The sequence below is a fragment of the Bradyrhizobium sp. SPXBL-02 genome (assembly GCF_051853065.1).
In the GTDB taxonomy this organism is placed as follows: domain Bacteria; phylum Pseudomonadota; class Alphaproteobacteria; order Rhizobiales; family Xanthobacteraceae; genus Bradyrhizobium.
Genome location: NZ_CP182474.1, coordinates 2,469,335 through 2,495,771, shown reverse-complemented (window position 1 = coordinate 2,495,771; position 26,437 = coordinate 2,469,335). Strand labels below are relative to the sequence as shown.

General features: G+C 60.5%; 17 protein-coding genes. 3 read left to right on the top strand and 14 right to left on the bottom strand.

Annotation, left to right across the window (positions count from 1 at the left end):
* Positions 1–223 precede the first annotated feature (223 nt).
* The 12 genes from ACNJYD_RS11205 to ACNJYD_RS11150 all read right to left on the bottom strand — a co-directional run bounded on the left by ACNJYD_RS11205 (position 224) and on the right by ACNJYD_RS11150 (position 16,342).
* Positions 224–640: a TadE family protein gene (locus ACNJYD_RS11205; protein WP_439366404.1), complete on the bottom strand. Its 417-nt coding sequence runs from the start codon at positions 638–640 to the stop codon at positions 224–226.
* Complete coding sequence (locus ACNJYD_RS11200; protein ID WP_439366403.1) at positions 640–1,977, bottom strand: TadG family pilus assembly protein; 1,338 nt, start codon at positions 1,975–1,977, stop codon at positions 640–642. Before ACNJYD_RS11200 ends, ACNJYD_RS11205 begins: the two co-directional genes overlap by 1 nt.
* Positions 1,978–1,986: 9 nt before the next feature.
* Complete coding sequence (locus tag ACNJYD_RS11195; protein ID WP_104464028.1) at positions 1,987–2,418, bottom strand: hypothetical protein; 432 nt, start codon at positions 2,416–2,418, stop codon at positions 1,987–1,989.
* A 38-nt stretch (positions 2,419–2,456) separates the two neighbouring features.
* Positions 2,457–3,104 (bottom strand): methyltransferase family protein, encoded by a 648-nt coding sequence (locus tag ACNJYD_RS11190; protein WP_172785651.1) that lies wholly within the window; start codon positions 3,102–3,104, stop codon positions 2,457–2,459.
* Positions 3,105–3,106: 2 nt separating this feature from the next.
* Positions 3,107–4,015 (bottom strand): type II secretion system F family protein, encoded by a 909-nt coding sequence (locus tag ACNJYD_RS11185; protein ID WP_172785652.1) that lies wholly within the window; start codon positions 4,013–4,015, stop codon positions 3,107–3,109.
* A complete protein-coding gene (locus ACNJYD_RS11180) occupies positions 4,012–4,944 on the bottom strand; it encodes a type II secretion system F family protein (protein ID WP_172785653.1) in 933 nt (310 codons plus the stop codon). The genes ACNJYD_RS11185 and ACNJYD_RS11180 overlap by 4 nt, the downstream gene beginning before the upstream one ends.
* The gene (locus ACNJYD_RS11175) at positions 4,941–6,383 is read right to left on the bottom strand and encodes a CpaF family protein (protein ID WP_246570733.1); all 1,443 of its coding nucleotides are present in this window, start codon (positions 6,381–6,383) and stop codon (positions 4,941–4,943) included. Before ACNJYD_RS11175 ends, ACNJYD_RS11180 begins: the two co-directional genes overlap by 4 nt.
* Positions 6,380–7,585: an AAA family ATPase gene (locus ACNJYD_RS11170; RefSeq protein WP_172785655.1), complete on the bottom strand. Its 1,206-nt coding sequence runs from the start codon at positions 7,583–7,585 to the stop codon at positions 6,380–6,382. The genes ACNJYD_RS11175 and ACNJYD_RS11170 overlap by 4 nt, the downstream gene beginning before the upstream one ends.
* Positions 7,585–8,544: a Flp pilus assembly protein CpaB gene (cpaB, locus tag ACNJYD_RS11165; protein WP_212255193.1), complete on the bottom strand. Its 960-nt coding sequence runs from the start codon at positions 8,542–8,544 to the stop codon at positions 7,585–7,587. Before cpaB ends, ACNJYD_RS11170 begins: the two co-directional genes overlap by 1 nt.
* 1 nt (position 8,545) lies before the next feature.
* Positions 8,546–9,052, bottom strand: a complete 507-nt coding sequence (locus ACNJYD_RS11160; RefSeq protein ID WP_172785657.1) for an A24 family peptidase — start codon at positions 9,050–9,052, stop codon at positions 8,546–8,548.
* A 105-nt stretch (positions 9,053–9,157) separates the two neighbouring features.
* On the bottom strand, positions 9,158–9,373 hold the full coding sequence (locus tag ACNJYD_RS11155) for a hypothetical protein (RefSeq protein WP_018318137.1): 216 nt from the start codon (positions 9,371–9,373) through the stop codon (positions 9,158–9,160).
* 519 nt (positions 9,374–9,892) lie between these two features.
* Positions 9,893–16,342: a VCBS domain-containing protein gene (locus tag ACNJYD_RS11150; RefSeq protein ID WP_439366402.1), complete on the bottom strand. Its 6,450-nt coding sequence runs from the start codon at positions 16,340–16,342 to the stop codon at positions 9,893–9,895.
* Positions 16,343–16,568: 226 nt separating this feature from the next.
* Between ACNJYD_RS11150 and ACNJYD_RS11145 the strand changes: the two genes are divergently transcribed.
* On the top strand, positions 16,569–16,913 hold the full coding sequence (locus ACNJYD_RS11145; RefSeq protein ID WP_212255191.1) for a hypothetical protein: 345 nt from the start codon (positions 16,569–16,571) through the stop codon (positions 16,911–16,913).
* Positions 16,914–17,236: 323 nt separating this feature from the next.
* Here ACNJYD_RS11145 and ACNJYD_RS11140 read toward each other — a convergent pair whose 3' ends face one another.
* A complete protein-coding gene (locus ACNJYD_RS11140) occupies positions 17,237–17,428 on the bottom strand; it encodes a hypothetical protein (RefSeq protein ID WP_439366401.1) in 192 nt (63 codons plus the stop codon).
* Positions 17,429–18,373: 945 nt separating this feature from the next.
* Here ACNJYD_RS11140 and ACNJYD_RS11135 point away from each other — a divergent pair.
* Positions 18,374–18,610 (top strand): hypothetical protein, encoded by a 237-nt coding sequence (locus ACNJYD_RS11135; RefSeq protein WP_212255190.1) that lies wholly within the window; start codon positions 18,374–18,376, stop codon positions 18,608–18,610.
* A gap of 692 nt (positions 18,611–19,302) precedes the next feature.
* Entirely contained in the window at positions 19,303–24,807 is a 5,505-nt protein-coding gene (locus ACNJYD_RS11130) for an AAA family ATPase (RefSeq protein WP_439366400.1), read from the top strand.
* A 72-nt stretch (positions 24,808–24,879) separates the two neighbouring features.
* Here ACNJYD_RS11130 and arfA read toward each other — a convergent pair whose 3' ends face one another.
* Positions 24,880–26,427 carry an arabinosylfuranosidase ArfA gene (arfA, locus tag ACNJYD_RS11125; protein ID WP_439366399.1) on the bottom strand — a complete coding sequence of 516 codons (1,548 nt, stop codon included), beginning with the start codon at positions 26,425–26,427 and terminating at the stop codon, positions 24,880–24,882.
* Positions 26,428–26,437: the final 10 nt, after the last annotated feature.

The window sequence follows — 26,437 nt, the reverse complement described above, 5'->3', positions numbered from 1 at the left end:
AATGTTGCCAGCGCGCATCATTCTCTCTGGTTGTGGGGAACTATCCCGCGGCGCGACCGCTCTGGGCACGCGCTCCGGTCGTCGCTTTGCGATCGAAGGACGGTCGGTCGCACGCTTGGCGATTCGCTTGGCCGAGTAATTCCGCATCCGCGCGTTTGGCCCGCATGCCGCGGCCACGAGGCACTGCCGGGGGAAACATGTCAGACTTGCTGCCATATTCGCCCTAGAAGGGAATCTGGTTGGAGGCGCTCGGCGCATTGAGCGCTGTGCCCCATATGGGCATCAGCATCGTAAAGTTTGCCTGGGAAGCTGTAACACTCAAGCTGTTGCTGGTGGCCCCCACGGTCAACGTTGGCGTCAGACCTCCAAAAAACAGGAAGGGGGCCGCGGTCTGCTTGGCGGCGGTGGACAGGGGATCCCCGGTGCAGCCGGCCGGCGACTGCGGCGGGCTTTGAAGCAAGGCAGGCGTATAGCAGCTAATCATGACCGCACGGGCGCCAGCACTCGCGAGCGTCCGCAAGGATTGCATCGTGATGGCATAGCGTCCGAGATCGAAGATGACGAACATCAACGTGAAAAGCGGCACGAATACCATGATGAATTCAAAGGGCGCGATACCGCGATTGTCGAGCTTTCTCATTACTGCACCAAAGCGACAACTTGGGTGTAAATGATCGTGGCCGGAGCACAGCCTTCCGTGCTGAGGTAGCCGCCACCGCTCATGTCGATCGTTTTGGCGATCACTTGCGAACAGGTCGTATTGGTGCTGGCAGTCGTACCGGCCCAGCTAACGTCGACCTTGGGAAAGTAGATTGCCCCGCCCAGACTAACCAGACCGCCACCGTTGATGGTGACCTTGTTGCTGATCTTGCTCGGAGCCTGATCGTCGATCAGGACGCCATTTAGATCGGAGGAGAACGTGTTAGTGACAGGCGCGGAAAGATCCGCCGTACCCCCGTTGATGGTGAGCTGCGAGTCTCCAAGCAAGACGAGGGTTATGCCTACGCCTTTCAGTTGTCCGCCGGTCATCTTTATATTTGCTTTGTAGAAGAAATATGTTCCCGGGTCCAAAACGTACTTGTCGCCGTTCTGCACCGTGAAACTGCCGTAAGCCCCAGTCCCGGCGCTATTTGGCGCGCAATGCTTCCAGCCATCCGCCTGAAGGGTGCATGGCATATTTGTATTGCCCGTCCTGCTGTTGAACGATGCGGTGTCCAGTTTGCTGAGCGGATTGCTAGCGTACGTCATGAAATAGTTGTGCGGCACGCTAAGACCGCTGCAGGTGCCCGACGGGGTGCAGCCACTTACACCATAGACCGCCCATCCCGAGCCGGTGAAAGATGGAGTGCTGGCGAGTTGGACACTCGTATCCGACATCAGCGCGCAGCCAGTTCCGTTGTTGCTGAGATTGCCAGCCAGCTTGAGTGCGCCTGAATCAGGTCCAAGCGCGAGGACGCACGCCTTGGTCGGCTGCTGGACCAGTGCAATGGCTTGGGCGGGGATGTTGACGGTGGTCAAACCCAGCACTGCCGCCAAGTACGCCGGTTGTTGCTGGCTGACCCTGGCGCGAACGGCGTTGCCGGTGCCTGCAGGTGGTGTTGTGAACGTGCCCGCACTGTAGTCGCCGATATCGATCTGCACGGCCCGCGAGATTCCGGTCGGTAGGGTTGTCGGACAGTTTCTGCCCGGATAGCCGGTAGCGTCGTTGGGACTCGAGTTGCAAAATCCGTTCTGTGCCGCGAATTCCTTGCCGCGATAATCCACTGATTGCGTGTCGCAGGCCGCACCCGCCATCGTACATGAAAGCCGCAATGCGCCCGAATAGGCGGCCGAGTCGGCCGCGTTCTGCGCATGCTGGCGGGTGACGTACCACGATCCGGCCTCCGCCCCGAGTGCGACCACTCCGATGAGTGGCACGAGAGCGATGACTGTTGCGAATGCGATGGAGCCACGTTGGGAACGGAGTAGACTACGCATGGAAGCCCCCTACTGGAACCGTTCTGAGTAAGGCAGCGTGTAGGTACAAGTGGTGGGACACAGCACCCCTCTCCACACAATTGGAGCCAAGGTGATGGTTGTCGAGAATGTAATGTACTTGGGAGACTCCAGATTGCCTGGCGAACAGGTGGCCCCTGCGTCTCCGCACAAAACCTGAAGGTTGCTGATCGCATGACCGGCGACTGTCGTCTGTAGCCCTGTCTTCCAGCTCACCGTGCCGTCAGGGGCGAGCGGATTAGCGTACTGCACATACTGCCCGAAGGAGCGCAATGCGCTCCAAGCGGAGATAAACTGGAAGCCTGCAGCAGCCAAGTCGGCGAGCGGCATGAGCAGGAACGCCACCAAAACCGGGTAGACGATCAATGTCTCAAACGCGACGGCCCCGCGTTGATCCACGATGAACGACTTCTTGTGGCTCATGAGCCTACCTCGACCGCGGTCGTCGACCGGAACGGCAATCACCAAACATAGGGGATCACCCTCCAGCGCGAGGCTTCGTAACTCGAATATTCAGGGCAGTTGCGCCGAAGCAGGTCCTCTTCGTAATGAATTCGGCAAATCTGGACGCCGATATGCAGGACGAGCAGGATAGCGGTCAGCAGCGACGGGTTTTTCAGCACCACACCCAATACCGCGATTTCTTCCGCAAGGTAGAGCGGGTGCTTGATCCACCGATACGGACCTGTTTGCACCACGTTGCGCGCCTGTGGCACCAAGCTGAACGACCTGCCAAGATGCCTGATGGTGACCAGCATCATGATCATGCCGATCAACACGCAAGCGGTGGATGCGAGGTTTGGGAGCGCCTGGTCGGTCTTGCCGAAGAGCGCGATCGACCATGGCATGTAAGTGCCGACGAACGCCGCTATTCTCGGGCGAAGACCTTCCGCCTGCGCCTTTGCCGGCGGCCGCGTGATGGTCAACAGAGCCAGCAGTACGTAGAAGATCGCAAGGCACACGCTCGACAAGAGCGAGGGCCAGGGATCATCGGGCGACGAGCCAATCTTGAAGGCGACGCCAAGTGCCAGCAACATGAACCACATGCCGCCGAACAGCTGCATCGTCCGATCGTAAGAGGAGGCTTTCGACAGGACAACGGTGCTCATGGCTATTTACCGAAGCTGGCAAATGAACGTACGAGATGCAGAATGGGACTTCCTCCCAAAATGACGAACATGGCTGGAAGCAGGAACAGCACCATGGGAATGGTCAGCTTGGCGCCCAGCTTGTGTGCTCTTTCTTCGAGCTTGGTAATACGTTCCCGCCGCAGGTCGACGGCGATGCTCCGCAGCGCCTGGCCAATCGGCGTCCCGTATTGCAGGCTTTGGGCGAGCATAGTCCCGAATCGGCGCAGCCCATCCGACGTAGCTCCCAGCTTCTCGAATGCCTCGCTGCGGCTAGGCAGTATCCGCAGATCATCAAGAAGATTCCTCAAGACCCCGGCCATGGAGGGATTGGTCTCATTCATTTCCTGCGCAACGCGTGCCAGCCCGCTCTCCAGGCCCATTCCCGCTTCGCTGCACACAACCAGCAAATCGATCATATCCGGCGTGCCCAGACGAATGGCCGCATCAAACCGCCGCTTCAGCATCGCCAGTATCAACCGCGGTCCCACGATTCCGACCGCCACGCCCATCAGTGTGAAGACAAGCACGTCCAGCAGCGGCTTCCCCAAGAGCTGAGCGACCCCTCCGGCAATGATCGGGCATAAGAACATGCTGACGGCCTTGACACCGATCCAGGTCGGCAGGGCTCGACGGTGATTGAAACCGGATGATTGAAGAATCGCTCGCAGCTGATCCAGATTTTCCTCGGCGTAGAAACGGCGGTACCGCATGCCGAGCGACGAAAACCAACCGGTCATGTCTTGGAAGGGCGCTGACCGTCCAGCAACGCCCATCACGGCGTTCGAGACCCGCACGTCCAAAGCGCGAATGTGCATTTCGCGGATGATCAACACGCAGCTCGCAGCACCAGCTGCCAATGCGAGAGCCACCAGACCAAGACCGAGCGTCATAGTGCCGTTTCCCGTCTGACCATCCAACTTATCACCAAGGCCCCGACAAGCACCGAGACCACTGCGTAAGCCAGCAGCTTGTTTCCAACGGGATCAGTGAACAACAGGTCGACCGTTTGCGGATTGGCCGCGTATAGCACCCCGCCCCCAAGCAAGGGCGAGATCGTCAGCGCCCGCGAGGAAAAGATCACCTCTCCTGCCAGCGCCTTGGCCCGAGCAGCCAGTGCAACACGTTGCCTCACGGTGTCTCCCAGGTTCTGTAAGGTCTCCGCAAGGCTACCACCCGACTTCAACTGAACTGCAAGGGTCACCGCGAACATCGCATATTCCGCCACCTGCGTTCGCCGATAGACACTTTGGACGGCGTCCTCCGGAGGTCTTCCAAGGTTCACCTCGCTGCATACGATGGCAAACTGCCCAGCTGTTGGTTGCGGCATGTCGCGCGCGAGGGCGCGAAAAGCTTCGTGCACAGGCAGACCCGATCGAACGGTGCTCGTCACGAGCTGGATCGCATCAGGCAGCTGTCGAAAGAGCTGCCTGGCGAAGCGACGTTGCTGCCACCCGAAGAGGCCTCGCACGACGACGATGGCGGCAATTGCCGCCGCGACGGACACGTAAAGAATGGAGAATCCCAGCAGGCGATTGGTGTAAAGGATTGCTGCTGCTGCGATGGCACCGGCAAGCAACACATAGATTGGATGCCAGGCGTAAGGAATCTCGCGATTGTAATTGGCCACGCGATGGAGCAACAGCGACGAAGACCCCGCCTCCAACCGGCGAATGGATGGTAGGTTGACTGGATGGGAAGCTGGCAGAGCAACCGCCAGCCGGCGATTGATGCGTCGCTCCCGAGCATCGAGCCACAACGAAATGGCTGCCGCGCACATCGCGAGCGCCAGAAAGGACGCGATTACGGACTCCGGCATCATATCTGCCTCATTGCCTCGGCCCACGCTCCATCCAGCCCGTAATAGACAAGACGGCTCTTGAATTTCGGAGTCGCAAGGTTGCACCTATAGGTGCCCGATAGACGACCCTGCTCATCCTCCTCCTTGTATTCGAAGGCTGCGATGTCATTGGTGGTGATCACCTCCCCTTCGAGGCCGATGACCTCACTGATCTGAACGATACGACGTTGCCCGTCCCGCATGCGTTCGACCTGCACAATGAGATCGAGTGCAGCGACGATCTGAGCTCGAATGGCTCGCGACGGTAGATTGACTTGTCCCATCTGCACCATGTTTTCGATGCGGGTCAGGGCGTCCCGGGTACTATTGGCGTGGACCGTGGAGATCGAACCGTCATGGCCGGTGTTCATCGCCTGGAGCATGTCGAAAGCTTCCGCGCTGCGGACTTCGCCGACCACGATTCGGTCGGGACGCATGCGCAGGGCGTTCACCAGCAGATCGCGTTGCGTCACCTGCCCTGTGCCCTCCAGACTGGGAGGCCGGGTCTCCAGGCTGATCACGTGCGGCTGCTGAAGCTGCAACTCTGCCGCATCCTCGATCGTTACGATGCGTTCGCTGTGATCAATGAATTGACTCATCGCGTTCAGGAGCGTCGTCTTGCCGGATCCGGTACCGCCGGAGACCAGAACATTGAGCCGAGACCGGGCGGCGATCTCCAGCAGTTTTCCGATGGCCGCGGTCATTGAGCCATTTTCGATCAATCCACCAATGTCCAAACGCCGGGTTGGAAACTTCCGGATGGAGATGCACGGACTATGGATCGCCAGCGGCGGGAGAATGATGTTGACGCGGCTGCCATCCAGCAGGCGGCAGTCCACCATCGGGCTGGATTCGTCGACGCGCCGGCCAACCTGCGCGGCAATCTTCTGAGCGACGGAGGCGATATGATCATTGTCGCGGAATCGCACTGCGATTCGTTCCAGCCTGCCGCTTCGTTCCACGTAGACGTTGCTCGGACCGTTCACCATGATATCGTTGATCGATTGATCGAGCAGCAGCGGACGAAGCGGCCCGTACCCCGTCATGTCGTCGGCAATCTCGTCCGCAAGCTGAAGCTGCTCGCGCCCCGACAGCTCGAGCCGCTCCTGGTTGGCAATTTGATGGATGATTTCCTCGATCTGCCGCCGAAGAACTTCGCGCGAAACGGTTGCGGCCACCGCTGGCTCGATCTGCTCGATGACCCGTTCACGCAACGAAGCCGGTATCACCGGGTGGTGGATCGGGGGTTCGTCGCGCCTCGGCGCGGATGCGGGCACGTTTGACACGAGTGGAGCACTCGGCGCGGATGCAGCAACGTTGGGCATCGACAGAGGCAAGCCTGCCGCAGGACCAGGCAGCCCAGCCCCCAACGCACCTGCAAAAACGGACGCCTCTTCCTCACGCCGACCGAACTTTTTCATCCCAGATGTGCTGTGAGCACCCTCCTCCACCAGCTCTTCCGCTCGGCGCCGACACCGCTGATCTCCCGTACAATCGGCGCCAGGTGACGTCGCAACTTCCTGACGTGCTTCAGAGCCGGAATTCCGAGATTGACCGCCTCGGTCATCCCCTTGCCGAGATCGGGAACGACGATGTCCGGCTCTGCGCCCATCGCCTTGACGACTGCCGCCCTGGGAAGTCCACCGGGACGACCGGCCCGGTTGAGCAAGGTAAAGACCCGATCTTTGCCGGCTATGTTGATGACGGCGGTGCGCAGCGCGTGGGCGTTGCGAAGTCCGGTCACCTCGGCTTCGAGCAGCACCATCACGTGACGGGAAAGCGTAATCACCGGATAGATCGATGGCGGGAACGGGACGGGCACATCGACAACGATGTAGTTGAATCGTTGACGGAGCAGACCCAGCACGTGTCGTACGCCGGCTTCCGTGATTTCGAGCTGCGCATCGAGATCCTCGTCGGCCGAGACCAGACAGACCCGCTCGTTGACTTCGATTGCCGCCCGCTCGAGGAACAGCGTGTCCGCCCGCATCGGATTCTCCAGGGCGATGCGCAGCCCCGGCCCGGGACGGACACCCAACATCACGGCGGCTTCGCCGCCCTGCAGATGAAGGTCAAGCAGCGCCACCTTGGCCTTGGTGGTCTCGGCAAGCTGCAGCGCCAGATTGATCGCGATGCTCGTGGCACCGGCGCCGCCCTGTGCTCCGCAGATCGAGACCACATGCCCACCACGATCGATCTGGTTGGCCGCCGTATCGCCCAGCAGCTTGGGGCGCAGCTGATCCAGCACCAAATCGCGCGTGAGCGGCCGCGGCAGATACTCGGCCAGGCCGAGCTCCAGAAGCTCACGGTAGAAGGTGATCTCCCTGTTCTCGCCAATCACAGCTACGCGGACATCGGGCGGACAGAGGCCGGCCAGCCTTTCCAGTTCAGTGAAGGGATCATCGATGCCGCTGATGTCTGTTACCAGCGCGAACAGGTCTGTGTCGGATTCCAGCATCCGTATCGCATTGCGGATCGTGCCGCGCCTGATCGAGAGGTTGGCGCCTTCGAGGCCCTTGCGCAAAGCCGCGGCGCTGATCTCGTCGTTTACGAAACAGACGATGCGGTTACGCGTGACGATCGATGTCGATTCTTCGGGCGGAGCGGCTATGGCAATGTTCATCAACGTTTCTCCGAAAACCTGTTGGCATAAGCTTCGGCCGTTGCGGTCTGGTGCACAACTTCCGAGGCCCCCTCGCAGCTGACGAGAGCGTCCTCGTCTTGCTTTCTGACCGTATATTGCTTGGTCTCGCCGCCCGAATGAATGACGACTGCCGTTCTCTGACGTGCGATCGCGTACTGACGAGCAAGTTCCGGGGACACATCACAGCTTGACATCGCGCCAGTGTCGGCCTTGTCCCATTGATCGACTGCTGCACGCACGGCCAGAGACAGTGTTCCGAGCTGCTTTGCGACGGTGACTTTCTTGACCTGCTCCTGCGCAAGCTCCAGGGACACGGTTTGCGTTTGCTTGCCTGCCATTCCGCCAATTGGTCGTGCACCCTGCACGATCTCCTGGTCGATCGCGATCACTCGAACGTTGCGCAGAACGGTCTCGCTGAGGGCTCGACGTGCGGTGTCGACCTTCTCGAATACCTGGGTCAATACGACATCCACATGATCACCCGGCCTGATCAGGCCGGAGACGCCCGCCTCCTCGTCGACCTTGATGCTGATGGCACGGCTGTCCGGTGCCAGGACGCTGGCCAGGAAGCCTCGGTCCCGCGGACGCAGAATGTCCTGCAACGTCACGGGACTGCCTGCTTCAACGAACCTGCGGATCAGAGAACCGGGAAGTCCGGCCTTGGACTCGGGCGTTTCAAGGATCGCGCCCTGAGGAATGCGCTCCGGTGGCACCGATCGCACCGTGAAATCTTCTTCGCGAGCCAAAGTTCCCTTCGGCAAGGAACGCGCCGCGACGAAGTATCCGGCGGTCGTCGCCGGTGCCGGGGCCGTCTCCGTGACTTGCACCGGGGCCGGAGCGGGCGCCTTCGGCAGGTTCATGTTATAGGCAATAAGCCCGAACGCCGTGGTTGCGAGCAGAAGCACCATGATGATCGACAGACGCAGCGCGGATGACATCTCACAATCCTTTGCTCAAAATCGTCCAGATACCCCCGCACGCTATTGCAACTCCGTAGGGCAGCGGGGCGTGTCGCAAATGGCGCCAACGTTCGATCGCGTAGACCCGGCGCGGGAGTGACGATCTGGCGGGTGCCAGTTTGGGATGAGGCAGGTGGCGCATCATCAGATGCACCAGGGCAAGAACGCCGCCGGCCAGCGCAGTTATGGTCAGGAGCTGAATCTGGCCGGTCACTGGAAACCCGATCGCCAGCGCAGTCAGCAATTTGACATCGCCGCCGCCAATCCCTCCGCGCGCGTAGAGGACGAACAGCAGCAGAAAGAGAATCGCGGCCGATATCAGCGACTCGGCAACTTGCATTGGATTGGGCAATTGACTGGCGATCCCGAGCGCCGCCAGCGCCAGACACATTTCGTTTCGGATCAGGCGCGTCGCGACATCGATCGTTGCGACGTAGAGCAACAACAGGATTTCCAGTATCGAGGCGACGTATGAAACCCAGGTCATGAAAATGCATGCCTCAAAGAGGTGGAAGGCACACTAGGAATGCAGGAAAGAACATTCGAGAGGGGGACACATTCCGATGCCCCCCTCTGGTGTCAAATGGCCGCTTCAGCCAGCGATCGCGGTGGCGAAGGCGGTGGTGATAGCGGTGATCCCGGTCGTCAGGGCGGCCCCGATTTGGCCACCAGCTCCACCGCCGAACACGGCACCTACTGCGCCAACGATGCAAACCGCGACGATGATGTATTCGAATGACACCACGCCGTCCTGGTCCGTCCGCAGACGCTTCAACGCTTCCTTGGTCTCGATGAAATGATGCAACATAGGAGGAAACCCTTCTTTCAAGATGAATTTACAGACACCTCGGCAACTTCAGCGGCTGCGGATTTATTTCCGGCCCCGCCAGCGGTAAACTATCCATTAAATATTTATTATCGTCAACATTTAATGTATTAATGCCTTAATTGAATAACCCAGCGCAAAACGAGCCCGTCGCGACCGACCAGGAATCGACAAAAACGCCGTAATACGAACGCGATAGCTAACCTAGCAATCGAATCCTGGGCAGAGCACTGGCTGGAGCCGGCAAAGAATCACCGGGTTATTACGGATGAACATCGCTATAATAAAATTAATCGATGCTGCGCCCGCTCGGCACGCATGAAGCAACTTTCACGACGTGCGAAAAGTCGCAACAGGAGCGGGATTCGCTCAAACCCAACGAGATGCCGGCTACTCAGAAACGGCGGGATGCCTCAGGGCAGTCAGCAAGGCGTTAGGATATCCAGGCGAACCAGGTACCGACTTTGCAGTCGGCACCCTTAGCCATTTCCCCGCAACGCGTCAGACTAGATCCGCGTGGTAGCTGATAAGCGTTCCCATGTTCTTATCTGCCTCAGCCTGGAAGCTCGCGGGATCGTACTGGCCCAGCAAGCTGATATTGGCGGTATGAACTCCGTCAGTCACCGAAAGGATTCCGCCAGTGCCGGCCTGATTGGCGACATACCTTGTAGTCGTGCCGTCCCCGAATGCGACGTCGAGCAGATCCAGGTGGTCATCTTCGTTGAACCCGGACACGACGCCGCTGAAGTCGAAGGAGTCATGGAGCACGATTGTCCCAGTGGCTGCGGCATCAAGCGCAACATGCGCAGATGAAGCAGCTCCGAATTCGATCGTAGCCACGCCATCCATCAGGGCGGTGCCGCTGCCGCTTACGGTGCCATTGAGAGTGATGTTGGCGCCATGCACCCACAGCAGCCCCGAATTGTCCATGTTGCTGTCGACGACCAGACCGCCGCTGCCGCTGGCCGCAATCATTCCGGAATTGACGATGATGTTGCTACCGGTGTCAATCTCGAGCGCGTTGGTGCCGGTGGCGTTGATTGTACCTTGGTTGACAAGGCGCAATGTCCCCTCGCCAAGCTGTCCGGCTCCCGAAATGGTGTTATCGATGTTGGTCAGCGTGACGTCGGAAACAGCTCCACTGATAGTATTCTCGCTATTGTCGGACAACAGCACCTGACCGCCACCTTCAAGCAGAATGCCGTGCCCGACAAGTTGGAGGTTGGTCTCCGCGCCGGTCGCGTTCAACGAGATCGTGCCCGTATTGTGGATGTTACCAGACAAAGGCAGCATTGCGCCGTTGCCGATCATCATTGTGGCGGCGTTGTCGACTGTGGGCTCAAAGTCGAACACGAAGTCGTCCGCTGCGAGCGAGGCGGCATCGATGCCATTCAAGGTGATCGTTTGACCATCGGCCAGCGTAATGACGGCATCACCGTCATCGTCGCTAGACAGTTGCGTCTGGATGTCGGCGAACGTCTTGAAGCCGGCGTAGCCGATCAGATCGATCTGATCATGCGCAATGTCGAAATTATAGATGACGTCGTGGCCGATCGGCCGAGAGAATACAAGTAGATCGCTGCCACCTGACGCTGTGAGATAGTCATCGCCGGAAATAGCGATGATGGGGGAGCCCGTTGCAAAAGCTTCAACATTGTCGGCGAATGTCTCGATGACAGCCGAGCCGTCCGGCTGCATCCAAGTCACGGTCACGTCGAGGTGCAAAGCTCCGACGAAACTGATTGGCGATGTCACCATTAGCGAGCTGACGTCGGTCGTCTCGATCGTCCACTTGCCATCGCCGAGCAGCGTCCCACCATTCAGCGTCCAGCCGGCGGGCATGCTGGCGACAGTGACCGTGGCGAGTTGCCCCTCGTTGGCCGGCGAGTTGGTCAGACCCAGATTGATGGGCTGCCCCGATACGCCCGCAGGAGCAAGCGCCGTTCCAAACGCAAAGTCCGCCGCGCTGAAGGTACCGGTTATGCTGGCCAGAGTGGTCAGATTGTCCAAATCTGCAACGAGTATCGCGCCGCCCGCCACGCTCGGATTGGGATCGTAGTAGACCTGCGCGTGGCCCACTGTCGAATTGTGGAATACGAACAGGGCCCCTGTCGTGATATTCGAGTAACCGTTGATCGTTGATTGAACTGTCGCTGTCGTCACGGATGCGTCTGTTTTGATGCCGACTTCCGTGTTGGCGAGATTTATCGCAGCGTTGTTGCCAGTTCTGACGTTTTCAACACTTGTATCGACATCACCAATGACGAAACGCCCGGCGGTCACCGTGAATTCGAGCTTGTCCCCTGAGGTACTGAAGTCGGTGATGTGGTCACCGGCGTCGGTGACACGGAGATAGGCGAATGTATCGTTCCCACCACCACCAGTCAGCGCATCTGCGCCACCACCACCCACGATCCGATCCGCACCAGTACCTGCGCCACCGTTGATCGTGTCGTTACTGGAACCGCCCTTGAGGGTATCATCACCGCCGTTTCCCGAACTGCCCATGATGACAAACGATCCAGACGTGACTGCGCTGGCGTCTACGACCAGGTCGCCGTTACCAGTGATGCCAGATCCATCGATCGTGAGCGTTCCTCCGTTTTGGAATGTCGAAAGGAACGTCAAGGCGTCAGTGTGATTTCCGTTGTTGCTGTCACTCAGACTTATTGTCTCGAAATTTGTCAGCCCAATGCTTCCAGCACCATCGCCGAAGGTGAATGGCCCCAAACCGCCGCCACTGACTGCGAGAGTGTCCGTACCGCTTCCCCCAGTCAGCATGTCACCGTTGTTTAGCGTTAGGGGAGATTGCGTGCCGGTCACAGTATTGGTGCCCGATGCATAGATGACCGTATCGGTGCCGGTCGTGAGAGCGAAGGGGCTGGGGCTCGTGACCGAAATGGTCACGGTATCGACATCGGTCAATGCACCACCCGCTCCGGTGTGGCCATTGTCGCTCGTTGTCATCGTCAGAGTGCTCGTTCCGGCAAAGTTCGGTGTCGGAACGTAGCTGACCGTCGAGGCCAGCGTGGAATTGATGGCGCTGACTGTTCCGGTCAGCGTCACCGTGGATGTTCCGCTGCCGCTGATCCCTGCGGTACCTCCCGAAACGGTCAAGGTGCCGTCGGTTACCGACAATGTGATCGTTTCAGTGGCGCCGTCCGAGTCGGCATCGAAGATGCTAAGTCCAGTGATCGCCTTTGTCGTGTTGACGTTTGTCGTCTGTGCTCCCGGAACCGTATTCACCGGCGCGTCGTTGACCGGGATGACGGTGACTGTCGAGGTCACGATATTGCTGGCGTGGCTGACCGTCTGGCCGTCGTCAACCTGGTAGCTGATGGTGCGGGTCGCGCCCGACGGATTGTCACCGGAGTTCGAATATGTCACGGAGCGCAGAGCCGCCTGGTAGTTCGCCACACTCGACGAACCCGTCAGGGTCAGCACCCCAGTGCTGGCATTATAGCTACCGGTGATGCCGTTCTGATCGGTAAAACCGAGCACATCCTGGCCGGAGGCGAAGTTGCCCGTGATCGAGACCGTCGCGCCGGTCAGATTCGTGCTGTCAACATCCGACACGATCAGCGCGGTATCGATCGCGGTCGCCGCCTGCCCCTCGGTATAGGACAGTGAACCGCCATTGGCATTCAGCACCGGCGCATCGTTGCTGCCGGTGATGGTCACCGTCACCGTGCCGGTGGCGGTGCCGTCCTGGCTGGTGACCGTGAACTGGTCCTGGACCTGCTGGCCGGCGGTGAGCTCGTTGTGGGCACCGTTACCGGTGTAACTCCAGGCGCCGTTGGCATCGACCGCGAAGTCACCATAGGTCCCGTGAACATTGCTCTGAGCCACGAGATGGGCTTCGCCCGTATCCGGGTCGGTGATGCTGAGCTGGCCCGAGGTGTTGAGTGCCGATGCGGTATCGGCCTCGGTGACGGACTTCGAGTCCGAAGAGACCGTGGCAGTGTCGTTGGTGCCGGTGATGGTCACCGTCACCGTGCCGCTCGCGGTGCCGTCCTTGCTGGTGACCGTGAACTGATCCTGCACCTGCTGGCCGGCGGTGAGCTCATCGTGGACGTCGTTGCCGGTGTAGCTCCAGGCGCCGTTGGCATCGATGGTGAAGTCACCATAGGTGCCGTGGACGTTCGATTGCGCCACGACTTGGGCTTCGCCCGTATCCGGATCGCTGATGTTGAGCTGGCCGCTGGTGTTGAGCGCAGCTGCGGTGTCGCCCTCGGTGACCGCCTTCGAATCCGAGCTCAAGGCCGCGGTGTCGTTGGTCCCGGTGATGGTGATCGTGACGATGCCGCTCGCGGTGCCGTCCTGGCTGGTGACCGTGAACTGGTCCTGCACCTGCTGGCCGGCGGTGAGCTCGTTATGGGCGCCATTGCCGGTGTAGCTCCAGGCGCCGTTGGCATCGATCGTGAAGTCGCCGTAGGTCCCGGGAACATTGCTCTGCGCTACGACATGGGCCTGACCCGTGTCGGGATCCACAATCGTCAGCTGACCGGAGGCGTTCAATGCGGCGGCAGTGTCACCTTCCGTGACGGACTTCGAGTCCGAAGAGACCGTGGCAGTGTCGTTGGTGCCGGTGATGGTCACCGTCACCGTGCCGCTCGCGGTGCCGTCCTGGCTGGTGACCGTGAACTGGTCCTGCACCTGCTGGCCGGCGGTGAGCTCATTGTGCGCACCGTTGCCGGTATAGCTCCAGGCGCCATTGGCATCGACCGCGAAGTCGCCGTAGGTGCCGTGGACGTTGCTCTGCGCCACGACATGGGCTTCGCCGGTGTCGGGATCCACAATCGCCAGCTGGCCGGAGGCGTTCAATGCGGCGGCAGCGTCGCCCTCGCTGACGGGCTTTGCCTCGGAAGAGACCGTGGCCACATCATTGCTGCCGGTGATGGTCACCGTCACGATGCCGCTCGCGGTGCCGTCCTGGCTGGTGACCGTGAACTGGTCCTGCACCTGCTGGCCGGCGGTGAGCTCATCGTGGGCGCCGTTGCCGGTATAGCTCCAGGCGCCGTTGGCATCGATGGTGAAGTCACCATAGGTGCCGTGGACCTTCGATTGCGCCACGACATGGGCTTCGCCCGTATCCGGATCGCTGATGTTGAGCTGGCCGCTGGTGTTGAGCGCAGCTGCGGTGTCGCCCTCGGTGACCGCCTTCGAATCCGAGCTCACGGCCGCGGTGTCGTTGGTCCCGGTGATGGTGATCGTGACGATGCCGCTCGCGGTGCCGTCCTGGCTGGTGACCGTGAACTGGTCCTGCACCTGCTGGCCGGCGGTGAGCTCATCGTGCGCGCCGTTGCCGGTATAGCTCCAGGTCCCGTTGGCATCGATGCTGAAGTCGCCGTAGGTCCCGTGGACGTTCGATTGCGCCACGACATGGGCTTCGCCGGTGTCGGGGTCGGTGATGGTGAGCTGGCCGCTGGTGTTGAGCGCGGAGGCGGTATCGCCCTCGGTGACGGATTTCGAGTCCGAAGAGACCGTGGCAGTGTCGTTGGTGCCGGTGATGGTCACCGTCACCGTGCCGCTCGCGGTGCCGTCCTGGCTGGTGACCGTGAATTGGTCCTGGACCTGCTGGCCGGCGGTGAGCTCATCGTGGGCACCGTTGCCGGTGTAGCTCCAGCCCCCGTTGGCATCGATGGTGAAGTCACCATAGGTGCCGTGGACGTTGGTCTGGGCGACGACATGGGCTTCGCCGGTGTCGGGATCCACAATCGTCAGCTGCCCGGAGGTGTTCAGCGCGGACGCAATGTCGCCCTCCGTCACCGCCTTGGAGTCGGAGCTCACGGTCGCAGCGTCGTTGGTCCCGGTGATCGTCACCGTCACGATGCCGGTCGCGGTGCCGTCCTGGCTGGTGACCGTGAACTGGTCCTGCACCTGCTGGCCGGCGGTGAGCTCGTTATGGGCGCCATTGCCGGTGTAGCTCCAGGCGCCGTTGGCATCGATCGTGAAGTCGCCGTAGGTCCCGGGAACATTGCTCTGCGCTACGACATGGGCCTGACCCGTGTCGGGATCCACAATCGTCAGCTGGCCGCTCGTGTTGATCGCCGCCGCCGCATCGCCCTCGGTAATGGACTTCGCCTCGGAAGAGACCGTGGCCGCGTCGTTGGTGCCGGTGATCGTGACCGTCACCGTCTGGGTAGCTGTCGAGCCGTGACCGTCCTCGATCGTCACCACGAAGCTCTCGGTGACGGTCTGGCCCGCGGCGAGGTATTGCGCAGCCGCGTTGTTCAAATTGTAGTGCCACTGCACCGCGCCGTTGGCGGCATTGGCCGCCTCGTTGACGGGATCGAGCGAGAAAGTGCCGAGCGAAGTCGTGTTGGAAGAGGCTGCCGCGAACGAGGCCGAATGCGTGTCGCTGAGATCGGCGTCGTTGAAGCTGATAGTGCCGGCCGCGCTCTGCGAATCCGAGAGATCCGGTGTGGCATTCGCGTCTTCTACCACCGAGCCGCTCTGTGGACTTGATGTGGCGAAGACCGAATCGTTTGCGCCGTTGAACTGGAGTGTCACCGTCGCCCAGCTGAGCGTGCCATTGCCCAGCTGGATCGCGTAGGTGAATGTGTCAGTCAACATTTGCCCGACCGCCAGCGCCTGAAGCTGAGCGTTGATGTCGCCCTTGTCGTAATGAACGGTGCCGTCCGACTCGATCCAGATGCGGGCACCGAGCGCGCTGCGGTCACGGGTTCCAGCCATGCCGGCGGCGTCACTGCTGTACGCCACGTCCTTGACCAGCAGGTCAGCAGGTGCGTAGCTCTTGGTGGACGCGGAGGCGCTCGTGCCGTCGTCCAGCGAAAACAGCGTCTTGGCCGCGCCCCCGAGGTCATTTGCCAGCACGTTCAAGATGAGAATGTCGCTGGCCTCTTCCGTAAACGAGAAAATGTCCGAGTTAGCTTGCGGAGTATTGCCGAACGAAACCGTGCTGCCGCCGCCCGTTGTCTGCGTCGCCATAGCTCAAATCCTCTGGGTGATGCGCCGCCCGCATTCACGGACCGGCAGAAATTGCACAATGGCGCGGGGATGATCGCCCGTTGGCTTGTCTATGCTGTTGAAGAAGAATGCCCAGCTGCTCAGGATGCCTACCGTCCTGCTCAGCGCTTCGAAAATGTGCCAAGAGAGCACGTGCCGCTCAACTCCGCTCGAGGCTAGAGTCGCTCCGAGCCCGCGAGCGGATGTCGTGCGCACGGTCGCGCACCTGACAGCCGCCATGTTTGCAAACCGCAAACTTGGCTGGATCGAAGGATTGCAAATTGACGAAGAAGAATTCGAAACTGCCCGAGCCCCGCCGGACATTGCTACAAAATGCGTGCACGTCATTCGCAACCCTCGTCTGCCAATGCCGAGCAGAGAGCGTCGCCGCAAAATCAATTCACGCAAAACCGATAGCGCTCGCTCGGAGGGTGCTACGTCCACCAGCGACCATCGATCAATTGCTGCCAAGTTGCGTGAAAAGATCTGGAGCGGTATCCCCCTTGCCCATCGTGATCGGTGCTTGGCCGGCCACGTCTTGGCAACTTACTGATTCTGCAATATTCGCGGCTTCAGAAGCGACGACCGTGACTAGGAAGCGCCACGATCATTCAATCTCGATTAAATCGAACCTATTTTGAATTAAAGCCACTGTCCATTTATTTATTTATCTATTGATTTTTTGATTAATGCATCAAATTAATGACAATAAGGCTTTTGCGCCCCTCCTTGCGAGGCCGACACCGGAGTTCTACGGCTTGTCTCCCAGATGCTTTCGGTTCGCGATCTTTGCTTCGCTGCGACGCGTCGCCAACCAGCCAGACAACGCTTGAACTAACGCGGCGGCGAGACCGGCCGCCTATTCAGGATCGCGCGTTAGCTCCGACTTTCATTCGACGTTGCACTTCGGAACACCGCAACGAGTCGATCGCCTTCCCAAAGCTCAACGTCGTGCTCGTCATGCATTTGCTCGGCTCGGCGCCTCGCCGTCTGCTCGTCAATGCAGTCGAGCTTGGCAGCGCAGATCACTTGCCGGCTGCCGTCCACCACGAACACCTTGTACCGCATGATGCAGTCCGATCCAAAAGGGTGACCATCATCGTACCCGAATGTCCGGTTAAGGCAGTGCCAAACTAAGTGCGACGCAACGGAACCATTGTACGTGTGGCAGTTCGGCTATACCCATGCTTGGAGGCACGGCCATAGCGCAGTGAAGACATCGACGAGAATCTCAAGCGCGCGATGGCCCGTCTAGTCGCGATACCCTCTGAAGTGCCGCCTGACCGCATTCCACGCCCGAAGAGCTGGAAGGACGACGACGACGAAAAGAACTCTGATTGCAACCGGCGTCATCTCGCGCTTCAGAAGTGGTGGGTCGTGATCGTCCGAGCGACCGGCCGTCCTGTTGATCATCACCGGAGATGGAATTCCTGCGCGCCGAGTAGGTGCCGGTCTGCGCGAGGGCAGGACAGCTACAACGAACAGAACGTTCACCAGCAGCCAAATTCCTACCATGAGAAGGAAAGTACGCACGAGAACGACCATCGTTGATCTAATCTGCCGAGCTTACTCTGCCTCGTACCCGGCACGCAGCCGGCAACACAGCGTTCGCGGACGGAGCCGCTTCACCGCAGCCGGCACGTTTAGCATCCGCCGATGCCGTTGGGCCCTGAGCGCTTCGCGAGCGTCCACGATCGTTCGCAGCCTAGTCCGGCGCAACACTCGCGTCTGTGCGCTTTCGGACATTCAGCGCCCTTCAGGTATGCTAGTTCTATGCATCATCGGGCGAGCGCCGGACAGAGATGGCTCATCAGCCACGACTGCCGTCCTCAGGCCGCAATCCCTGAACAGGGGCCGGATCATGGAGCATGGCTAAATATCGCAGCACGAGGAGCGGCGAATTGGCGGTCCGCATAGAACCAGTCTCGAGTTCGGCAGTTGCCTCCCGGTGGATCCGAGCAAGCAATCTGATTGCTCGGGCCGAGGATAATTTTAAAAGCTAAGCCGGCACACATGAAGGACCTCCGACGACGTTTGGAAAAGGTCCGCGCTGACGCCAGAGAGTTTACGCTGATGAGTCAGCGGGCGACGGACATAGAAAAGCGCGAGCTGTTCAGGCGCTTGGCGGATGAACTCGCCTTCGAGGCTCTCGAGCTTGAGCTAATCGTGAAGAAGAATGAGCCACCTGATCCGTGTGACAAGCACGAGGTCGTGGAGTTTAAGTCACCCTCTCAGCGAAAGCGCGGCTGACGCGGAAGAGGTTAAGCCGGCTAGATCGTGCGTACACAATGAATCTTTGCGCCTGGCTCCGCCAGCGATCGCTGCCGCCTTCGCCGCATGGAATGCGCATTGCGGATCGGAGGGCTATCCGGAAGCGGTGATGGCATTGTGCGCCGCCGGCTTACGCGATCTCAGTCGCGAAGATGTGCTCGCGGTTGGTCAGTACCACGCGCCGCCCGATGGCGACTTGTCCATCTCGCGGATGATATCGCGGGTCACGGCGAAGCCGTCGTGATCGACCTTCCTCTTGAGGCCGCTCATTTGCTGCAGCGCAAATATGATTGCGGTCGACCCATCGCGCTCCGACAAGATCAAGACAGCGCCTGAATTCGCCCGGCTGACGGAACGGCTCGTCCAAGAGGAGCCGCACTGAGATCTTGACGGTTGTCGAACGCGCCTGACTAGCGGTGCTTGGCTTGCCAGGGCAAGTTGACGGACTTGAGCCTAGTGATACTTTTTGGCTGCGGTAGGCGGTAGCCAGTCGGGCCCCGGAATCAAGGCGTGACAGATAGGCCCGTAGTTTCACGAATTGCGCGCTCGTCGGGATCTCCTCGCCAGCACGCGCAAATAGAAATCTGCTGACGACGCCCCACTCTATGAGGCGACTTCAAGGGGAACGCAACGGCTCCTTCGGCTCGAGGGTGCGCGCATGGTTTACGGAGATGATCCTTCCTTCACTTTTGGGCGCAGGTTGGGCCCATGGACTACAGGTCCTCTGTGAAGAGGATGGAATTCTGTTGTGCCGTGCAGTTCGTGAATGCACTGAGGGCGAGCGCAAGACCGTGCTGGCCGTTCTCCCGGCAGCTGAACATCCGAATCCGCAGAGCATTGATCGCCTCACGCATGAATTCGGATTGATGAACGAGCTGGACGGCACGTGGGCAGCGAAGCCGCTAGAACTCCTGCGGGATCATGCCAAGCCCATTCTTCTGCTTGAAGATTTCGGCGGCGACCCACTCACCAGGCTGATGGAGGCGCCCATGGAGATGGGTGACTTCCTTTGTATAGCCGTTCAAATCGCAGCGGCCTTGGGCAGGGTCCACCAGCGCGGCCTCGTGCACAAGGACATCAAGCCGGCCAACATTCTGGTGAATCACACCAGGACAAACGTGCGGCTCACCGGATTCGGTTTTGCGTCGCGCCGACCGCGCGAACGACAATCTCCGGCGGCTCCCGAATCCATCGCCGGTACACTCGCCTATATGGCACCCGAGCAGACCGGGCGCATGAACCGATCAATCGACTCCCGCAGCGACCTGTACTCGCTCGGCGTCACGCTCTATCAGATGCTGACCGGCTCCCTCCCCTTCACGGCGGCCGACCCCATGGAGTTGGTGCATTGCCATATCGCGAGAAAGCCAACACTGCAAAGCGACAGATCGGAACATGTCCCACCTGCAGTGTTGCGGATCGTCATGAAGCTGCTCGCCAAGATGGCGGAGGAGCGTTATCAAACTGCGGCCGGCGCCGAGCGGGACCTGCAGCGCTGTCTTGCGGAGTGGAAGTGCCAGCGCCGCGTCGACGATTTCCCGCTCGGGCAGCACGACGCTCCCGACCGGCTGCTGATCCCCGAGAAGCTGTACGGAAGGTCGAACCAGGTTGAGACATTGCTCGCCTCCTTCGGCCGCGTCGTCGAGAGCGGCGTACCGGAATTGGTGCTGGTCTCGGGATATTCCGGCGTCGGCAAATCCTCGGTCGTCAATGAACTGCACAAGGTGCAGATTCCCTCACGCGGGCTGTTCGCGTCGGGCAAATTCGACCAGCACAAACGCGACGTCCCCTATGCGACACTCGCGCAGGCGTTCCAGAGCCTCATTCGACCGCTGCTTGGTAAGAACGACGCGGAGCTGAGCGGCTGGCACCGCGCGTTTCTGGAGGCGCTCGGTCCCAATGCACAGCTGATGGTCGAGCTGATCCCGGAGCTCGAGCTCATCATCGGCAAACAGCTTCCGCCTCCGGAGCTTCCGCCGCAGCGGGCGCAAGGCCGCTTCCAAGAGGTATTGAAGCGGTTCATCGGCGTGTTCGCCCGCGCCGAACATCCGCTAGTGCTGTTTCTCGACGATCTCCAATGGCTCGATGCTGCGACGCTCGAGCTGCTTGAGGACCTTTTGACGCGGTCAGATCTGAAGCACCTGATGTTGATCGCTGCCTATCGGGACAATGAGGTTGATGCCGATCATCCCCTGACGCGCATGCTCCACGGGGTCAAGCTCGCGGGCGGAACGGTCACCCAGATCACGCTTGCGCCGCTTGGCCGCGAGCACATCGGGCAGTTGCTCGCGGACACGCTTCGCTGCGAGCCGGAGCAGGGGGCACCGCTCACCCAGATGGTGCTCGAGAAGACCGGAGGCAATCCGTTCTTTGCTATTCAATTCATCTTCTCGCTAGTCGAAGAAGCATTGCTCACCTTCGACCACGCCGCTGCACGCTGGTCTTGGGATCTCGATGGCATTCACGCCAAGCGATATACCGATAACGTCGTGGACCTCATGCTCGGAAAGCTTACTCGCCTTCCGGCTGCGACACAGGCCGCCCTGCAGCAGATGGCCTGCCTCGGCAACACCGCCGAGACGGCAATGCTTTCGATCGTGCTTGGAATTCCGGAGGAGCAGGTCCATGCCGCGCTATGGCCGTCCGTTCGTCAGGAATTGGTCGAGCCGCAGCCAGGCGCCTATCGGTTCCTCCACGACCGATTTCAGGAGGCGGCCTACGCGCTGATCCCCGAGCGCGACCGGCCCGCAGTCCATCTGCGGATCGGCCGACTGCTCGCGGCACGGACGCCACCGGAAGCGATCGAGGAAAACGTCTTCGAAATTGTGAGCCAGCTCAATCGCGGAGCTGACTTGATCACCGATCCGGAGGAGCGGGAAAAATCGGCCGAGTTGAACCTCTTGGCCGGCCGGCGCGCGAAGGCCGCAACCGCCTTCGCCATGGCGCTCGCGCACTTCAGCACCGGTGAGGCGATGTTGTCGGAAGACCGTTGGGGGCGGACTTACGCCCTCAGTTTTGCGCTCGCCTTGCAGCGCGCCGAGTGCGAATTCTTGACCGGCGACCACGCCGCTTCGAAAGCGCGCCTTGCCGAACTGGCGGGCCGTACCACTACCCTCCCCGATTTGGCTGCCGTTACCCGGCTGCAGATGGAACCAAACGACCGTGACGTCGAAATCGGCCTCGCCTATCTCCGCCGCGTCGGCATCGCATGGCCCGAGCAGCCCACATTGCCGGAGGTCGCGCAGGAATATGAGCGGATGTGGCGGCAAATCGGCCCGCGCAAGATCGAGGCGCTGCTGGATTTGCCCCGGATGACCGACCCGGTTGCGCGTGGCACCATGGACGTCCTCACCGTCCTGGTGTCGCCCGCCTGGTTCATCGACGAGAACCTGCGTCGCCTCATCATCGCGCGCATGGCGAATCTGAGCCTGGAATTCGGCAACTCGGATGCGGCGTGCCTGGCCTATATCCTGCTCGGTACCGTGCTTGGGCCTGACTTTCACGATTACGAGGCGGGTTACCAGTTCACGCAGCTCGGCCTTGACCTGGTCGAAAGAAACGGATTGGACCGCTTCAAATCACGCGTCTACCTCGGCTTCGGCAGCTGGACACGGCATGTCCGAACCGGGCGGCCGCTGCTGCGGCGAGCCTTCGACGCGGCGCAGCAGGATGGCGACTTCAACTATGCCAGCTTCAGCCGTCACCACCTCATCACGCACCTTCTCGCCTGTGGCGATCCGCTCACCGAGGTGCAGCGGGAAGCGGAGGCCGGAATTGCGTTCGCGCGGAAGATGCGGGTTGACCTTGCGGTAGACAGAATCACTGGGCAGCTGCAGCTGATCCGGGCGCTCCGCGGCCTGACGACTAAATTCGGCAGCTTCGATGATGCTGATTTCAGCGAAGAGCAGTTTGAACGACGTCTGAAGGCTGACCCGCAGCTGGTGCATGCTGGCTACTGGTACTGGGTCCGCAAGCTGCAGGTGCGCGTCCTTGCCGACGATTCGACCGCGGTCACGGCGGCGGAGAACGCGGAAGAACTGTTGTGGACCTCCAAGGCCCTGTTCGATCGGGCGGAGCTGCACTTTTATGCCGCGCTGGCGCAGGCAGCTCACGGCGAGTCTGCATCCGCAGAGAAGCGAGCGCTGTGTCTTGAAGCGCTGGAACCCCACCGCAATCAGCTGCAGCAATGGGCGAGCATTTGCCCGGAGGATTTCGCGGACCGCGCCGCCCTCGTTGAGGCGGAGGTCGCGCGTATCGAGGGGCGCGAGTTCGATGCAATGCGCGCTTACGATCGGGCTATCGGCGCGGCGCGCGCAAGCGGCTTTGTCCATAATGAGGCTATCGCCAACGAGCTCGCCGGACGGTTCTATTTGGCGAGAGGGTTCGAGAAGATCGCTTATACCTATCTGCGCGACGCACATTATGGATATCTCCGTTGGGGCGCCGATGCCAAGGTGAGGCAGCTCGAGCGGCTTTACCCGCAATTGCACGTGATGGAAGACGATCGCACAGTCGCGAAGGCGGGTGGCTCGGTCCAGCAACTGGACGTCACCGCCGTCGTCAAGGCGTCGCAGGCTGTATCAAGTGAGATCGAGCTGCCAAGGCTCATCGAGTCGTTGATGAAGATCGCGCTGCAAAACGCCGGAGCAGACCGCGGCCTGCTGATTTTGCCGCGCCACGACGACTTCCGGATCGAGGCCGAAGCCCAGTCGAGCGCTGATCAGTTCACCGTGTCGATGCGTGAGGCCCTCGTCTCCGGTCCCGATTGTGCGGAGGCGCTGCTGCGATATGTCATTCGCACGCAAAAACCGGCCATCATCGATGACGCATCGCGGCCCGATTCACTCTGCGACGCCGAATACTTGAACAGCCGGCACCCCAGATCGATCCTCTGCCTGCCACTGATCAAACAGGCCAAGCTAACCGGTTTGCTCTATTTCGAGAATAGCCTGACCACACACGCATTCACGCCGGAACGTGTCGCGGTGCTGGAAATGCTGGCAGCTCAGGCCGCGATTTCGCTCGAGAACACCCTTCTGTACCGCGACCTGCAGGAGCGCGAGGCCCGCATCCGACGACTCGTCGATTCCAGCATTATCGGAATTCTATTCTGGGATGCTACCGGTAAAATCAGCTACGCCAACAAGGCCTTCCTGAGCATGACCGGCTATTCCAAAGAGGAACTGATGTCAGGAGCGGTGAGCTGGAGGGATATGACGCCGCCAGAATACGAAAATGACGATGCCGAGCGAATTGAGCAACTTCGCCGGTCGGGAGAGGTCGCGCCCCGGGAGAAGGAGTACTTTAGAAAGGACGGCAGCCGGGTTCCGGTGCTGGTCGGCTCGGCCGCAGTGGCCGGATCTTCCGATCAGAGCATCTCTTTCGTACTTGATCTGACAGAACGCAGGCGGGCTGAAGCCGAAGCGCACGAGAGCGAGCGGCGCTATCAGGAAATGCAGCTCGAGCTGGCGCACGCGAACCGAATCGCAACCATGGGACAGCTCACCTCATCGATCGCCCATGAGGTTAGCCAACCCATCAGCGCTGTTGCCATCAGCGCCGGCGCAGCCTTGAACTGGCTGCGCAGGAGCCCCCCTGCTCTCCAACAAGTGCAAGCTTCATTAGAGGCCATCGCCAATGACGCACAACGCGGCGGCGAAGTGATTAGCCAACTTCGTGCCCTCTACAGGAAAGCGCCGCCACGCAAGGAGCTCCTGAATTTCAATGAGGCGGTCGAAGAGGTGATTGTCCTGATCGGTAGCGAAACGTTCAAAGAGGGGATTTCGGTGAAGACGCAGCTCGCGGACCGTTTGCCTCTCATCAAGGGCGATCGAGTGCAGTTGCAGCAGGTTCTGCTCAACCTCTTTGTCAACGCGATCCAGGCCATGGCCACAACGGCCGATGGAGCACGAGATCTGTTCATTACAACCTGCTTGGCCGAACCTGGCTCTGTGCTCGTGAAGGTCGCTGACACCGGGCCAGGACTCGATCCACAAATGCTCGAAGCTGTTTTCGATGAATATTTCACCACCAAACCTCACGGAATGGGGATGGGTCTGGCAATCTGTCGTTCAATCATCAATGCGCACAATGGACACTTATGGGCGAGCGCCAACCAGCCGCGCGGCGTCGTCTTTCAGTTCACGTTGCCGGCGGGTCCGCAGGACGGAGTCTGACGGGGTCCGGGAAGCAAAAGCAGGCCTGCCGGAGGGGAACGGCGACTTTGCGTAGCGCCATTCGAGACTTGTCTATCGACCCGGGGACAAGTGAACGACATTCCAAGATGCCGGCTTCAGCGTTGCGCGCATCCGCGCGCCGTCGATGGTCACGCCCTGCAGCGGCTCCGGCTTCACGCGCTCGGTTGCGTCCCTGGTGTTGCTCGCCTGGAGATCATCGTGGCGCAACTCGAGCGCCTCGCTCACTGCGAGCGGGCCAAAGCTCCGCGCCTCGAGGCTCACCTCCATCTCCTGCATCAGGTCGCGGTTCAGCATGAACAGCGTAAGAGTGCCGGCTTCTCTTGCAACAGCCGCGATCTTGAGATACGGCACGTTCGGCACCGGAAAACTCAGGTCGTGGGCCCCACGGGGATCGTAATAGAAAGAATCGTAGGCATCCGACTCGACCTGAGTACGCAGCACCTTGCCACGTCCAAGACGGCTCATCTGGGCGAACGGAAAGAAAATGGTCTGGCGCCACGCCCCGCCGCCGGTTTCGGTCATGATCGGCGCAATCGCGTTGACGAGCTGCGCAAGGCAGGCCGCTCTCACCCGATCGGCGTGATTGAGCAGCGAGATGCAGGCGCCCCCGAAAGCGAGCGCGTCCTGCATGGTGTAGATTTCCTCCAGGATCGGCGGCGCCACCGGCCACCCTTCCTTGACACGATCGGCCCGATTGCGGCGGGTTCGATACCAGACATTCCATTCGTCGAAACTCAGCATCATGCGCTTGTGGGAGCGGCGCTTCGCCGCCACGGCGTCCGCGAGCGCGACAACCTCGTCGATGAAGCGATCCATCAAGTCGGGGCTGGCGAGAAACGATGCCGTATCCTGCCTGTAATTGTTCAGATACGTGTGGAGCGAAATGTACTCGGCGTGATCGAACGTGTGCTCGATCACCGTGTCTTCCCACTGGCCGAATGTCGGCATGTTTCGTCCGGACGAACCGCATGCCGCGAGCTCGATCGTCGGATCCACCCACCGCATCATCTTGGCGGCTTCGCGCGCGATCGCGCCATAGGCCTCGGCGCTCTTGTGTTCCATCTGCCAGGGACCGTCCATTTCGTTGCCCAGGCACCAGAACCTGACATTGTGCGGCTTCTCCCAGCCATGGGCGCGGCGCAGGTCCGACCACGTCGATCCACCCGGATGATTGCAGTATTCAACCAGGTTGCGCGCAGCGTCCCCACCCCTGGTGCCGAGATTGACCGCCAACATCGGCTCGACCGCAGCAGCCTTGCACCAGTCCATGAACTCATTGGTGCCGAAGCTGTTCGGTTCGGTGCTGAACCAGGCGAGGTCGAGGCGTACCGGGCGCTTCTCCACCGGGCCGACGCCGTCCTCCCAGTTATACCCGGAAACGAAATTGCCGCCGGGGTAGCGGATGATTGTCGGACCGAGCTCCTTGACCAGCGCCAGCACATCGCCACGAAAACCGTTCTTATCCGCGGTGGGATGGCCGGGTTCATAGATGCCGCCGTAGACGCAGCGTCCCAGGTGCTCGACGAAGGCGCCGAACAAACGCGGGTCCGTGTGACCGATGGCGAAATCGCGGTCAATCAGAACGTTTGCTTTTCTCATGTTCGCCTCT